This window comes from Pseudomonas sp. B19125 (assembly GCF_044218855.1).
Taxonomy (GTDB): domain Bacteria; phylum Pseudomonadota; class Gammaproteobacteria; order Pseudomonadales; family Pseudomonadaceae; genus Aquipseudomonas; species Aquipseudomonas edaphica.
Map to the genome: position 1 here is coordinate 4812845 of NZ_CP162589.1, position 13565 is coordinate 4826409.

General features: G+C 55.6%; 7 protein-coding genes, 2 tRNA genes and 3 rRNA genes. 5 read left to right on the top strand and 7 right to left on the bottom strand.

Annotation, left to right across the window (positions count from 1 at the left end; translation table 11 throughout):
- Window positions 1-47 precede the first annotated feature (47 nt).
- Complete coding sequence (locus tag AB4P96_RS21705; protein ID WP_138449861.1) at window positions 48-2270, top strand: TonB-dependent siderophore receptor; 2223 nt, start codon at window positions 48-50, stop codon at window positions 2268-2270.
- 44 nt (window positions 2271-2314) lie between these two features.
- Here the strand turns inward: AB4P96_RS21705 and AB4P96_RS21710 are convergent, their stop codons facing one another.
- Entirely contained in the window at window positions 2315-2782 is a 468-nt protein-coding gene (locus tag AB4P96_RS21710; protein WP_170040655.1) for an SRPBCC family protein, read from the bottom strand.
- Window positions 2783-2882: 100 nt separating this feature from the next.
- Here AB4P96_RS21710 and AB4P96_RS21715 point away from each other — a divergent pair, with 100 nt between their 5' ends.
- Window positions 2883-3284, top strand: coding sequence for a GFA family protein (locus tag AB4P96_RS21715; RefSeq protein WP_017135350.1), 402 nt, complete (start codon window positions 2883-2885; stop codon window positions 3282-3284).
- Here AB4P96_RS21715 and mrdA read toward each other — a convergent pair whose 3' ends face one another.
- The 6 genes from mrdA to AB4P96_RS21745 form a co-directional block, all read right to left on the bottom strand.
- Window positions 3285-5177 (bottom strand): penicillin-binding protein 2, encoded by a 1893-nt coding sequence (gene mrdA, locus AB4P96_RS21720; RefSeq protein WP_017135351.1) that lies wholly within the window; start codon window positions 5175-5177, stop codon window positions 3285-3287.
- A 349-nt stretch (window positions 5178-5526) separates the two neighbouring features.
- A 5S ribosomal RNA gene (gene rrf / locus AB4P96_RS21725) occupies window positions 5527-5642 on the bottom strand.
- A gap of 157 nt (window positions 5643-5799) precedes the next feature.
- Window positions 5800-8691 (bottom strand): 23S ribosomal RNA (locus tag AB4P96_RS21730).
- A 237-nt stretch (window positions 8692-8928) separates the two neighbouring features.
- Window positions 8929-9004, bottom strand: a tRNA-Ala gene (locus AB4P96_RS21735).
- A gap of 10 nt (window positions 9005-9014) precedes the next feature.
- Window positions 9015-9091, bottom strand: a tRNA-Ile gene (locus tag AB4P96_RS21740).
- 122 nt (window positions 9092-9213) lie between these two features.
- Window positions 9214-10750 (bottom strand): 16S ribosomal RNA (locus AB4P96_RS21745).
- Together the 16S, 23S and 5S rRNA genes with 2 tRNA genes alongside form the textbook arrangement of a ribosomal RNA operon.
- Before the next feature lie 639 nt (window positions 10751-11389).
- On the opposite strand from AB4P96_RS21745, the gene rhtA reads away from it, so the two are divergent.
- The 3 genes from rhtA (at window position 11390) to AB4P96_RS21760 (ending at window position 13554) form a co-directional block, all read left to right on the top strand.
- Complete coding sequence (gene rhtA / locus AB4P96_RS21750; protein WP_017136336.1) at window positions 11390-12277, top strand: threonine/homoserine exporter RhtA; 888 nt, start codon at window positions 11390-11392, stop codon at window positions 12275-12277.
- 164 nt (window positions 12278-12441) lie between these two features.
- Entirely contained in the window at window positions 12442-12723 is a 282-nt protein-coding gene (locus tag AB4P96_RS21755; RefSeq protein WP_017136337.1) for a hypothetical protein, read from the top strand.
- 99 nt (window positions 12724-12822) lie between these two features.
- A complete protein-coding gene (locus AB4P96_RS21760; RefSeq protein ID WP_099547899.1) occupies window positions 12823-13554 on the top strand; it encodes an SDR family oxidoreductase in 732 nt (243 codons plus the stop codon).
- Window positions 13555-13565: the final 11 nt, after the last annotated feature.

The window sequence follows — 13565 nt, forward strand, 5'->3', positions numbered from 1 at the left end:
GTTGTTGCCCTTTTCCTCACATTGACGGTTCGCCGTCCGGATCGACCATGCCCACCTGCAACCAAATTTCTGTGCCGTTTCGCCCTGCCCTGCTTGCCCTTTGCTGCTCACTGAGCCTTGCCGCTCACGCGGCAGCCCCAGAAACTAACAACCGTCCAGACGGCAACACACTGGAATTGGGTGCAACCAACATCAGCGCCGACGCACCTGCACCGAATGCATTGCCGCCGGTTTACGCTGGCGGCCAGGTCGCGCGCGGCGGTCAGCTAGGCGTGCTGGGCAACCAGGACATCATGGACGCGCCGTTCAGCATGTCCTCCTACACCGAGAAGTTGATCCGCGAGCAGCATGCGCAAACCGTCGGCGATGTGTTGCTCAATGACTCGTCCGTGCGCCAGGCATCGGGCTATGCGAACCAGGCTCAAGCCTTTGTGATTCGTGGCCTGCCGCTCAACGGCGACGATATTTCGTTCAACGGTTTGTACGGCATCCTGCCGCGCCAGATCATGTCCACCGACGCCCTGGAACGGGTTGAAGTGTTCAAAGGCCCCAACGCGTTTATCAACGGCGTCACACCCAGCGGCTCCGGCATCGGCGGCGGCGTTAACCTGCAACCCAAGCGCGCTGATGATGTGCCTTTGCGCCGTTTGAGCACCGACATCAGCAGTGACGGCCGGGTGGGTGAACACCTGGACATCGGCCAGCGCTTCGGCGAAGACAACCGTTTTGGCGCGCGGGTGAATATTTCCCAGCGCGAAGGCGACACCGCCATCGACGACGAAAGCCAGCGTTCGAAGCTGTTTTCGGTCGGCCTGGACTATCGCGGCGATGCCCTGCGGGTGTCAGGCGACTTTGTTTATCAGAAGCAGCAGGTCAATGGCGGACGCAACACGGTGTTGCTTGGCAGCGGGCTGACCCATATCCCGAATGCGCCGTCGGCCGACACCAACTACGCGCCGAACTGGGGCACCACCAGCCTGGAAGACACCTTCGGCATGTTGCGCGGCGAGTATGACCTCAACGATAACTGGACCGCCTACATCGCCGGGGGCGCCAAGCACACCAACGAGCTGGGCCGCTATTCGTCGGTGACCCTGAGGGACACACTAGGCAATGCCACAGTCAGCGGCTCGAACATTGCGCATCAGGAAGACAACACCAGCCTGATGGCCGGCCTGAACGGCAAGTTCAAGACCGGTGCTGTCAGCCACAAATTGAACCTCGGCTTGACCGGCATCTGGACCCAGACCCGCAACGCCTTTGACTTTGCCTCCGGCAGCCAGCCGACCAATATTTACAGCCCGGCCGATGTGACCGCTCCAGCCAAAGGCGGCTTCACCTCCGGCAGCGACCTGAACGACCCCGGCATCACCGCCAAGACCTTCGCCCGCAGCGCGGCGGTGTCGGACACCTTCGGCTTTATGGATGACCGTTTGCTGTTCACCGCCGGCCTGCGCCGCCAGGAGCTGGTGGTTCAGGGCTACGCCTACGGCACCGGCACACGCACCGCCAACTACGCCAAGGGCATCACCACGCCGGTGTATGGCCTGGTGTTCAAGCCATGGGAGCATGTGTCTCTCTACGCCAACCACATCGAAGGCCTGGCGTCAGGGCCGACGGCTCCCTCCACCTTCAGCAGCGCCATCGTAACCAACGCCAACCAGACCTTTGCACCCGCGCGTTCGAAACAGACCGAGGCTGGCGTCAAGCTCGACATGGGCACCTACGGCGCAACGCTGGGTGTGTACCGAATCGAACAGCCGACCCAGGGTTTTTCCCAACTGAATGCGGACGGCACCGCGACCTTTGTCTTCGAAGGCGAGCAAGTCAACAAAGGTGTAGAGCTGAACGTCTTCGGCGAACCTGTCAGCGGCTTGCGCCTGCTGGGCGGCGCGACCATCATCCACACCGAAGTCAACGGCACGGCAAACGGCGCCAACGACGGCAACCGCGCCATTGGCGTGCCGTCCTTCCAACTTAATGCCGGCGTGGATTGGGATGTGCCGGGTCTGCAAGGCGTGAGCGTCAACGGCCGTATGCTGCGTACCGGCGGCCAGTACGCCGATGCGGCGAACAACCTCAGCCTGCCGGCATGGAATCGCTTCGATGTGGGCGCCCGCTACAACTTCAAGGTGGCCCAGCGCGATGTGAGCCTGGGTGCCACGGTGGAGAACGTGGCGAATACCAAGTACTGGGAATCGGCGCTGGGCGGTTATCTGACCCAAGGTGATCCGCGGGTCGCCAAGTTCTCGGCGACGGTGGATTTCTAAACGCGTTGTAACCACATGAGTCAGCGGATTTGCGCATCGCTGGCTCAGGCGCGGTGGGCCTGGTTCAGATAATTTTCGATGTTACCCATTTGCTCGTCCCAGCCTCGGGAATTCATCCTGAAGGCTTTTTGGCGACGGGGTTCGGGCACTGCGTCAAAACCGGATTCGACCACCCGCAGCAGGATGCCCGGCGCGCGGTCTTCGAGGGTGAACTCTACCAGGGTCGGAGTTTCGTGGTCGTAGTCGACGCCCTTCTCGACAGCGTAAGGGTGCCATCTGAATGAGAACAGGGTTTGGGGCAGGATGCGCACGATTTCGGCCTTCCACACCACATGTTCATAGCCTGGGTAGGTGATCGGCGCCTCGATGTTTTTTCCAGCGGTAAAGGTTTTACCCTTGAGGGCGATGCCAAACCACTCGCCAAATTGCTCGGCTTTGGTGAGCGCTTCCCAGATCTGCTTGCGCGGTACGTTGAGCAGGACTTTTCGTTCGATGCGATCTAACACGTGCATAAGTCACCTCCTCCATTGAAAGTAGGCGACAACAAACAATGCGCAACCTCAGGTTGTAAGCAATGATGATTGTCCCCGTCCTTAATCAGGCAATACGTGTATGACTGACCCGCTGAATGGAAGTTGCTTCTGCAAAGCCGTGCGCTATCAAATCGACAGCTTGGACATGCCCATCAGCCACTGCCATTGCGACAGTTGCCGCAAGGTGCACGCAGCCGCATTCGTGGCCACCGCCGGAGTGATGCGCGAGCACTTTCGCTGGATGCAGGGTGAGGCGCTGCTGTCGTCGTTTGAATCTTCACCGGGCAAGCTCAGGCATTTCTGTTCGCGCTGCGGGTCACACCTGATGGCTGAGCGTGGCCATCAGCCCCATGTGATTGTGCGGGTGGCGACACTGGATGATGACCCTGGCGTGCGGCCCACCTCGCACATCTGGACGGCCCATGATGTGCCCTGGCTTGCTTACGCAGGCGTAGAGCACTGGGATGAGTGGAAGGTTTGACTAGACGTGCGGGTCACCGGGCGCCTTGGCCGGCGTCGCATATTGCGGCTTGAGATGGCCTTCCTGGTCAAGCAGCCAAGCGTCCATGATCTGCCGCACCACCGGGCCCGCCACGCGGCCACCGGCCTCGCCGTTTTCGATCATCACCGAGATCACGATTTTCGGATGTTCGGCCGGAGCAAAACCGACGAACAAGGCGTTGTCGCGATGCCGTTCCAGCGTCTTGTTGCGGTCATAGCGCTCACCCTGCTTGATCGCCACCACCTGCGCAGTACCACTCTTGCCGGCGATCCGGTACTGAGCACCGGCCGCTGCTGCACGGGCGATACCGCGAGGGTCATGCATCACCAGCTGCATGCCGTGGTTGACCTGCTCCCAATCATGCGGATCCTTGAGCACTACGTTAGGCATTGGGTTCTCGTCCACCGGCGGCACGCCATTGATAGTCTTGGCCAAGTGCGGACGGTTCCACACACCTTTGTTGGCGATCAACGCGGTGGCCTGGGCCAACTGCAATGGCGTGACCTGCATATAGCCCTGGCCAATGCCGAGGATCACGGTTTCGCCCGGGAACCAGGGTTGGCGACGGGTTGCACGCTTCCAGGCCTGGGAAGGCATCAGGCCAGCTGATTCTTCGAACATGTCGAGAGAGACTTTCTGACCGAGGCCGAACTCGGCCAGGTAGTCGTGCAGGCGATCAATACCCAGCTTGTGGGCCAAGTCGTAAAAGTAGGTGTCGTTGGAGCGCATGATCGCCGCATCCATGTCCACCCAGCCGTCACCGCTGTGGTTCCAGTTGCGGTATTTGTGGTCAAAATCGGGCAGTTGGTAATAACCGGGGTCGAACACTCGGGTTTGCGCGGTCACCACGCCACTGTCGAGGCCGGCGATGGCCACTTCCGGCTTGATGGTCGAGCCAGGCGCGTAAAGCCCGCGTAGCACGCGGTTAAACAGCGGTCGGTCGATGGAGTCGTGCAGCGCGGCATATTCCTTGAAACTGATGCCGGTGACGAACAGATTCGGGTCAAAGCTCGGCTTACTCACCATGGCCAGCACTTCGCCGGTCTGCGGGTCGAGGGCCACCACCGAACCACGGCGATCGCCCAAGGCCTCTTCCGCGGCTTCCTGGAGCTTGACGTCGAGGCTCAGCACGATGTTTTTGCCGGGGATCGGGTCGGTATGCTTGAGCACGCGCAACACGCGGCCCTGGGCATTGGTCTCGACCTCTTCATAGCCGACATGGCCGTGCAGCTCGGACTCGTAGAAACGCTCGATACCGGTCTTGCCGATGGACTGGGTACCGCGGTATTCCACCGAGTCGAGGGCCTTGGATTCTTTCTCGTTGATTCGGCCAACGTAGCCAATCGAGTGGGCAAAATGCGCGCCCAACGGGTAATGCCGCACGAACTGAGGTTCAACATCGACGCCCGGCAAGCGGAACTCGTTAACGGCCAGCAAGGCAATCTGCTCTTCGGTCAATTCGTAGAACAGCGTTACCGGCACAAAAGGATGGCGGGCTTGTTTCAATGCCTTGTCGAATACCGCTCGGTCTTCCGCGGGTAAGTGCAACAGGCTGACGATAGCGTCCAGCTCGCCCTTGAGGTCGGTGGTGCGCTCGCGAGTGATGGTCAGGTTGTAGCTGGGACGGTTGTCGGCCAGCACCACGCCGTTGCGGTCATAAATCAGCCCGCGCGTCGGCGTGATCGGCAGTACGTGGACCCGGTTGTTCTCGGAAATCGTCGAGTGATAGTCGTACTGCACCACCTGCAGGAAATACATGCGCCCGACCAGGGCGCAGGTAATACCAATCACCAAGAGTGCGCAGGCGAGCAAGCGCTTGTTGACCAGGCGGTTTTCTTTTTCGTGATCCTTGATCGGTATCGGTTCAGGCATTTCTACAGCATCTCGTTGAAGAAGTTCGACGCCGCGTCCTGCGGTTGAAAGATCAATCCTTGTGAAAATGTGCTGCACCATACCAAAAATGCAGAAACACTTTGCATCGATTTCCCCAACGGCATGCTGTTTTGTCAGACACGGACCGATTTGGGCTGCAAAAGGCCTTAATCACGCAAGTGCGATCAATCACATGACCTTCCAGCTTTGTGCAGGGCGCGTGTGAGAATGGCGATCGGGATGATGCCGATTGAGCTGATCAAGGCGTAGAGGTTTTGAAGTTGGCGCTTTTCGAGCGCCCAAAACAAAACCCCTGATTGCGTTAGCAATCAGGGGTTTCGGAATTTAATCTTGACGATGACCTACTCTCACATGGGGAAACCCCACACTACCATCGGCGATGCATCGTTTCACTACTGAGTTCGGGATGGGATCAGGTGGTTCCAATGCTCTATGGTCGTCAAGAAATTCGGGTACTGAGTCGTAGCCAGATGGCTTCGCTTCAGCAAATTGGGTATGTGACAGCTTTCGGTGTTTTGTGAGCGTCGAACTTTCGGTTCATCTCGTCTTCACACACCGCAATATGATGCTCTTTCGAGTAGTCAAATTGCTTGGGTGTTATATGGTCAAGCCTCACGGGCAATTAGTATTGGTTAGCTCAACGCCTCACAGCGCTTACACACCCAACCTATCAACGTCGTAGTCTTCGACGGCCCTTCAGGGAACTCAAGGTTCCAGTGAGATCTCATCTTGAGGCTAGTTTCCCGCTTAGATGCTTTCAGCGGTTATCTATTCCGAACATAGCTACCCGGCAATGCCACTGGCGTGACAACCGGAACACCAGAGGTTCGTCCACTCCGGTCCTCTCGTACTAGGAGCAGCCCCTCTCAAATCTCAAACGTCCACGGCAGATAGGGACCGAACTGTCTCACGACGTTCTAAACCCAGCTCGCGTACCACTTTAAATGGCGAACAGCCATACCCTTGGGACCGGCTTCAGCCCCAGGATGTGATGAGCCGACATCGAGGTGCCAAACACCGCCGTCGATATGAACTCTTGGGCGGTATCAGCCTGTTATCCCCGGAGTACCTTTTATCCGTTGAGCGATGGCCCTTCCATACAGAACCACCGGATCACTAAGACCTACTTTCGTACCTGCTCGACGTGTCTGTCTCGCAGTCAAGCGCGCTTTTGCCTTTATACTCTACGACCGATTTCCGACCGGTCTGAGCGCACCTTCGTACTCCTCCGTTACTCTTTAGGAGGAGACCGCCCCAGTCAAACTACCCACCATACACTGTCCTCGATCCGGATAACGGACCTGAGTTAGAACCTCAAAGTTGCCAGGGTGGTATTTCAAGGTTGGCTCCACGCAGACTGGCGTCCACGCTTCAAAGCCTCCCACCTATCCTACACAAGCAAATTCAAAGTCCAGTGCAAAGCTATAGTAAAGGTTCACGGGGTCTTTCCGTCTAGCCGCGGATACACTGCATCTTCACAGCGATTTCAATTTCACTGAGTCTCGGGTGGAGACAGCGCCGCCATCGTTACGCCATTCGTGCAGGTCGGAACTTACCCGACAAGGAATTTCGCTACCTTAGGACCGTTATAGTTACGGCCGCCGTTTACCGGGGCTTCGATCAAGAGCTTCGCGTTAGCTAACCCCATCAATTAACCTTCCGGCACCGGGCAGGCGTCACACCCTATACGTCCACTTTCGTGTTTGCAGAGTGCTGTGTTTTTAATAAACAGTCGCAGCGGCCTGGTATCTTCGACCGGCATGAGCTTACGGAGCAAGTCCTTCACCCTCACCGGCGCACCTTCTCCCGAAGTTACGGTGCCATTTTGCCTAGTTCCTTCACCCGAGTTCTCTCAAGCGCCTTGGTATTCTCTACCCAACCACCTGTGTCGGTTTGGGGTACGGTTCCTGGTTACCTGAAGCTTAGAAGCTTTTCTTGGAAGCATGGCATCAACCACTTCGCTAACTAAAAGTTAGCTCGTCATCAGCTCTCGGCCTTAAGATCCCGGATTTACCTAAGATCTCAGCCTACCACCTTAAACTTGGACAACCAACGCCAAGCTGGCCTAGCCTTCTCCGTCCCTCCATCGCAATAACCAGAAGTACAGGAATATTAACCTGTTTTCCATCGACTACGCTTTTCAGCCTCGCCTTAGGGACCGACTAACCCTGCGTCGATTAACGTTGCGCAGGAAACCTTGGTCTTTCGGCGTGGGTGTTTTTCACACCCATTGTCGTTACTCATGTCAGCATTCGCACTTCTGATACCTCCAGCAAGCTTCTCAACTCACCTTCACAGGCTTACAGAACGCTCCTCTACCGCATCACTTACGTGATACCCGTAGCTTCGGTGTATGGTTTGAGCCCCGTTACATCTTCCGCGCAGGCCGACTCGACTAGTGAGCTATTACGCTTTCTTTAAAGGGTGGCTGCTTCTAAGCCAACCTCCTAGCTGTCTAAGCCTTCCCACATCGTTTCCCACTTAACCATAACTTTGGGACCTTAGCTGACGGTCTGGGTTGTTTCCCTTTTCACGACGGACGTTAGCACCCGCCGTGTGTCTCCCATGCTCGGCACTTGTAGGTATTCGGAGTTTGCATCGGTTTGGTAAGTCGGGATGACCCCCTAGCCGAAACAGTGCTCTACCCCCTACAGTGATACATGAGGCGCTACCTAAATAGCTTTCGAGGAGAACCAGCTATCTCCGAGCTTGATTAGCCTTTCACTCCGATCCACAGGTCATCCGCTAACTTTTCAACGGTAGTCGGTTCGGTCCTCCAGTTAGTGTTACCCAACCTTCAACCTGCCCATGGATAGATCGCCCGGTTTCGGGTCTATTCCCAGCGACTAGACGCCCTATTAAGACTCGCTTTCGCTACGCCTCCCCTATTCGGTTAAGCTCGCCACTGAAAATAAGTCGCTGACCCATTATACAAAAGGTACGCAGTCACCCAACAAAGTGGGCTCCCACTGCTTGTACGCATACGGTTTCAGGATCTATTTCACTCCCCTCTCCGGGGTTCTTTTCGCCTTTCCCTCACGGTACTAGTTCACTATCGGTCAGTCAGTAGTATTTAGCCTTGGAGGATGGTCCCCCCATATTCAGACAAAGTTTCTCGTGCTCCGTCCTACTCGATTTCATGACTAAGAGATTTTCGCGTACAGGGCTATCACCCACTATGGCCGCACTTTCCAGAGCGTTCCGCTAATCTCAAAGCCACTTAAGGGCTAGTCCCCGTTCGCTCGCCACTACTAAGGGAATCTCGGTTGATTTCTTTTCCTCAGGGTACTTAGATGTTTCAGTTCCCCTGGTTCGCCTCTTACGCCTATGTATTCAGCGTAAGATAACCATCTTATGATGGCTGGGTTCCCCCATTCAGACATCTCCGGATCAAAGTCTGTTTGCCGACTCCCCGAAGCTTTTCGCAGGCTACCACGTCTTTCATCGCCTCTGACTGCCAAGGCATCCACCGTATGCGCTTCTTCACTTGACCATATAACCCCAAGCAATCTGGTTATACTGTGAAGACAACATTCGCCGAAAATTCGAATTTCTCAACTAAGAGAACTCACAAATTTTACCTTAGCCTGATCCGTTACCAGTGAAAGTAACGTTCAGTCTATCTTTCTATCACATACCCAAATTTTTAAAGAACGATCTAATCAAAGACTAGAAATCAATATTCACTTCAGAATATTCATTTCTAAACTCTAACAGCAGAAGCAGTTAATGGTGGAGCCAAACGGGATCGAACCGTTGACCTCCTGCGTGCAAGGCAGGCGCTCTCCCAGCTGAGCTATGGCCCCATAACAAAATTGGTGGGTCTGGGCAGATTCGAACTGCCGACCTCACCCTTATCAGGGGTGCGCTCTAACCAACTGAGCTACAGACCCAATTTCGAGCGTCACTGATTAGCTAAGAGCTATCAGCTTGGAGCTTAAAGCTGCTTCTATCGTCTTCTTCAATGAATCAAGCAATTCGTGTGGGAACTTATGGAGCAGCTGATGTCGTCGATTAAGGAGGTGATCCAGCCGCAGGTTCCCCTACGGCTACCTTGTTACGACTTCACCCCAGTCATGAATCACACCGTGGTAACCGTCCTCCCGAAGGTTAGACTAGCTACTTCTGGTGCAACCCACTCCCATGGTGTGACGGGCGGTGTGTACAAGGCCCGGGAACGTATTCACCGCGACATTCTGATTCGCGATTACTAGCGATTCCGACTTCACGCAGTCGAGTTGCAGACTGCGATCCGGACTACGATCGGTTTTGTGGGATTAGCTCCACCTCGCGGCTTGGCAACCCTCTGTACCGACCATTGTAGCACGTGTGTAGCCCAGGCCGTAAGGGCCATGATGACTTGACGTCATCCCCACCTTCCTCCGGTTTGTCACCGGCAGTCTCCTTAGAGTGCCCACCATTACGTGCTGGTAACTAAGGACAAGGGTTGCGCTCGTTACGGGACTTAACCCAACATCTCACGACACGAGCTGACGACAGCCATGCAGCACCTGTCTCAATGTTCCCGAAGGCACCAATCTATCTCTAGAAAGTTCATTGGATGTCAAGGCCTGGTAAGGTTCTTCGCGTTGCTTCGAATTAAACCACATGCTCCACCGCTTGTGCGGGCCCCCGTCAATTCATTTGAGTTTTAACCTTGCGGCCGTACTCCCCAGGCGGTCAACTTAATGCGTTAGCTGCGCCACTAAAAGCTCAAGGCTTCCAACGGCTAGTTGACATCGTTTACGGCGTGGACTACCAGGGTATCTAATCCTGTTTGCTCCCCACGCTTTCGCACCTCAGTGTCAGTATTAGTCCAGGTGGTCGCCTTCGCCACTGGTGTTCCTTCCTATATCTACGCATTTCACCGCTACACAGGAAATTCCACCACCCTCTACCATACTCTAGTCAGTCAGTTTTGAATGCAGTTCCCAGGTTGAGCCCGGGGATTTCACATCCAACTTAACAAACCACCTACGCGCGCTTTACGCCCAGTAATTCCGATTAACGCTTGCACCCTCTGTATTACCGCGGCTGCTGGCACAGAGTTAGCCGGTGCTTATTCTGTCGGTAACGTCAAAACAGCAAAGTATTAATTTACTGCCCTTCCTCCCAACTTAAAGTGCTTTACAATCCGAAGACCTTCTTCACACACGCGGCATGGCTGGATCAGGCTTTCGCCCATTGTCCAATATTCCCCACTGCTGCCTCCCGTAGGAGTCTGGACCGTGTCTCAGTTCCAGTGTGACTGATCATCCTCTCAGACCAGTTACGGATCGTCGCCTTGGTGAGCCATTACCTCACCAACTAGCTAATCCGACCTAGGCTCATCTGATAGCGCAAGGCCCGAAGGTCCCCTGCTTTCTCCCGTAGGACGTATGCGGTATTAGCGTCCGTTTCCGAACGTTATCCCCCACTACCAGGCAGATTCCTAGGCATTACTCACCCGTCCGCCGCTCTCAAGAGGAGCAAGCTCCTCTCTACCGCTCGACTTGCATGTGTTAGGCCTGCCGCCAGCGTTCAATCTGAGCCATGATCAAACTCTTCAGTTCAAACATCTTTGGGTTTTTAAGAAACCCTAAACTTGGCTCAGCAATCGTTGGTTACATCTTTGATTTCTCGCGGAGTAACTTGTGATGCTGATAATCTTGTTGACTATCAGTCTGACTCCACAAGCACCCACACGAATTGCTTGATTCAGTTGTTAAAGAGCGGTTGGTTAAGATCTTTCGTCTCAACCGAGGCGCGCATTCTACAGCAGCCTCACTTGCTGTCAAGTGATTATTTTCAGAAGCTTTCGAAGAATTCTTCAACAACTTCAACCACTTGCGCTTACGATCTCTCGTTAGCGGGAGGCGAATTCTACAGCGTTACACGCTGCTGTCAACACCTCTTTTTCAACTTCCTTTTGGCTTCGATGAACTGAAGCAACTTGCTGCCGAAAACTTCGTAACTCATTGTTTACCAAGGAGTTTTCCGTTTCGACTGCGCCGGAAGTGGGGCGAATTATAGACAGATATAAAACGCCGTCAACACTTAATTTAGATTCTCTATCAAAAACCCCAAAAAGCCCTATCCCTTTGTATATAAAGAGGACAGCAACCAAAGCTGAGCAATATATTGCTCAAAAGCCGCCGGTTAAGCATCATAGCCGCTCTGCTTCTTTACCACGACTTCGGACACCCGCCCCAATGACCACTCCACCTCGCAGCCTGGCCTCGGCATTGTTCCCGGTCGGCCTGCTGTTGATCGCCATGGCCTCCATCCAGTCGGGTGCCTCGCTGGCCAAGAGCATGTTCCCCATAGTCGGCGCACAGGGCACTACTACTCTGCGGCTGATTTTCGCCAGTGTGATCATGCTGCTGCTCTTACGTCCATGGCGCGCCAAGCTCACGGCCAAGTCCCTGCGCACTGTCATCGTCTACGGCATGGCATTGGGCGGCATGAACTTCCTCTTCTATATGTCCTTGCGTACAGTCCCCCTGGGCATCGCAGTAGCGCTGGAATTCACCGGCCCGCTTGCCGTGGCTATCTATGCCTCGCGCAGGGCGGTGGACTTTGTATGGATCGGTCTCGCGGTCGCGGGCCTGCTGTTGTTGATCCCCACCGGAGAAACCAGCACCGGCATCGACTTGATCGGCGCCGCTTATGCACTGGGCGCTGGCGTTTGCTGGGCACTCTATATCCTGTTTGGGCAAAAAGCCGGCAACGACAACGGCGTGCAAACCGCCGCCCTCGGCGTGATGATCGCCGCTTTGTTCGTGGCGCCGATCGGCATCGTCCATGCCGGCGCCGCACTGCTGACGCCCTCGCTGATTCCCGTTGCTATCGGTGTAGCCATCTTGTCCACCGCTTTGCCCTATACCCTGGAAATGGTCGCGCTTACTCGCCTGCCCGCTCGCACCTTCGGCACCTTGATGAGCATTGAGCCCGCATTCGGCGCGCTCTCCGGTCTGTTCTTCCTGCAGGAGCACTTGTCCCTCGCGCAATGGCTGGCAATCACCTGCATTATCTTCGCCTCCGTCGGTGCCACACTGACGATGCGCAACGAATCCAAACCGTTGGTGCCAGCCGATTGATTCTCATCGCAGGCAGCTCTGGCATTTGCCGCTCATTTAGGCCATGTTTAAGCCGTAAACGAATGTCTTTCATGGAGAATTTCGACAGGGACAGCTGAACGCTACAATCGAGAGCGAGTTAAGCCTGCATCGAGCCTTTTTGCGACGCGGCTATAAGGATAGTAATGAAACGAATTTTGATACTGTTACTGGTCGTGGGCATTGCTGGCTGTGCTGCGACCACCAAGACAGAAGTGAAACGGGGCAAAAAAGGCATGCACATCAACTGTTCCGGCCTGTCCTCCTCCTGGGACCAGTGCTACACCAGTGCAGCCAACTCCTGCGGCGCCAAGGGCTACCGGGTTATCGCCAAGTCCGGTGACAATTCCGAAGAGCCAGGCGACTATCCTTTCGGTATCAACCCTGCCGGCTACACCAGCCGCAGTATGATCGTCATCTGTAAATGACCGCCCGAGCAGTCCTCTTCCGGCTGCTCCTTTCTCTTTACACGCCCTTCGCTCTGCTGCGGCTACACTCCTGCCCGACACTCGAGCAACGGAGTTCCCATGACACCCAACAAAAAAATCGTATTGGTGGTTGGTGCCGGTGATGCAACCGGTGGCGCCATTGCCCGACGCTTTGCCCGTGAAGGCTATGTAGCCTGCGTCACCCGTCGCAGTGCCGATAAACTACAGCCCTTGGTCGAGAGCATTCAGGCGGCGGGCGGAGAAGCCCACGGTTTTGCCTGTGATGCGCGCAAAGAAGATGAGGTGATCGCGCTGGTTGAGCAGATAGAAACCGAGCTTGGCCCCATCGAAGCTTTCGTCTTCAATATCGGCGCTAACGTGCCGTGCAGCATCCTCGAAGAAACCGCGCGCAAATATTTCAAAATCTGGGAGATGGCCTGCTTCTCCGGGTTCCTGAATGCCCGCGAAGTCGCTAAACGCATGGTCACCCGCGAACGCGGCACTATTGTGTTCACCGGCGCCACTGCCGGGCTGCGTGGCGGTGCAGGGTTTGCCGCATTCGCCGGCGCCAAACACGGTATCCGTGCGCTCGCGCAAAGCATGGCGCGGGAATTGGGGCCCAGGAACATCCATGTGGCCCACGTGGTGGTCGACGGCGCTATCGACACAGATTTTATTCGCGACAATTTCCCGCAAAAATACGCGCAGAAAGATCAGGACGGCATCCTCAACCCCGAACACATCGCCGACAACTATTGGTACCTGCATAGCCAACCACGCGACGCCTGGACCTTCGAACTGGACCTGCGCCCCTGGAGTGAACCCTGGTAGGCACGCCGCCC

What these genes read in the sequence shown, in the direction of transcription:
- rhtA (WP_017136336.1), top strand. Translation starts at nt 11,390, where the DNA reads ATGACCACTCCACCTCGCAGCCTGGCCTCGGCATTGTTCCCGGTCGGC.
- AB4P96_RS21715 (WP_017135350.1), top strand. Translation starts at nt 2,883, where the DNA reads ATGACTGACCCGCTGAATGGAAGTTGCTTCTGCAAAGCCGTGCGCTAT.
- AB4P96_RS21705 (WP_138449861.1), top strand. Translation starts at nt 48, where the DNA reads ATGCCCACCTGCAACCAAATTTCTGTGCCGTTTCGCCCTGCCCTGCTT.
- AB4P96_RS21755 (WP_017136337.1), top strand. Translation starts at nt 12,442, where the DNA reads ATGAAACGAATTTTGATACTGTTACTGGTCGTGGGCATTGCTGGCTGT.
- AB4P96_RS21710 (WP_170040655.1), bottom strand. Translation starts at nt 2,782, where the DNA reads ATGCACGTGTTAGATCGCATCGAACGAAAAGTCCTGCTCAACGTACCG.
- mrdA (WP_017135351.1), bottom strand. Translation starts at nt 5,177, where the DNA reads ATGCCTGAACCGATACCGATCAAGGATCACGAAAAAGAAAACCGCCTG.
- AB4P96_RS21760 (WP_099547899.1), top strand. Translation starts at nt 12,823, where the DNA reads ATGACACCCAACAAAAAAATCGTATTGGTGGTTGGTGCCGGTGATGCA.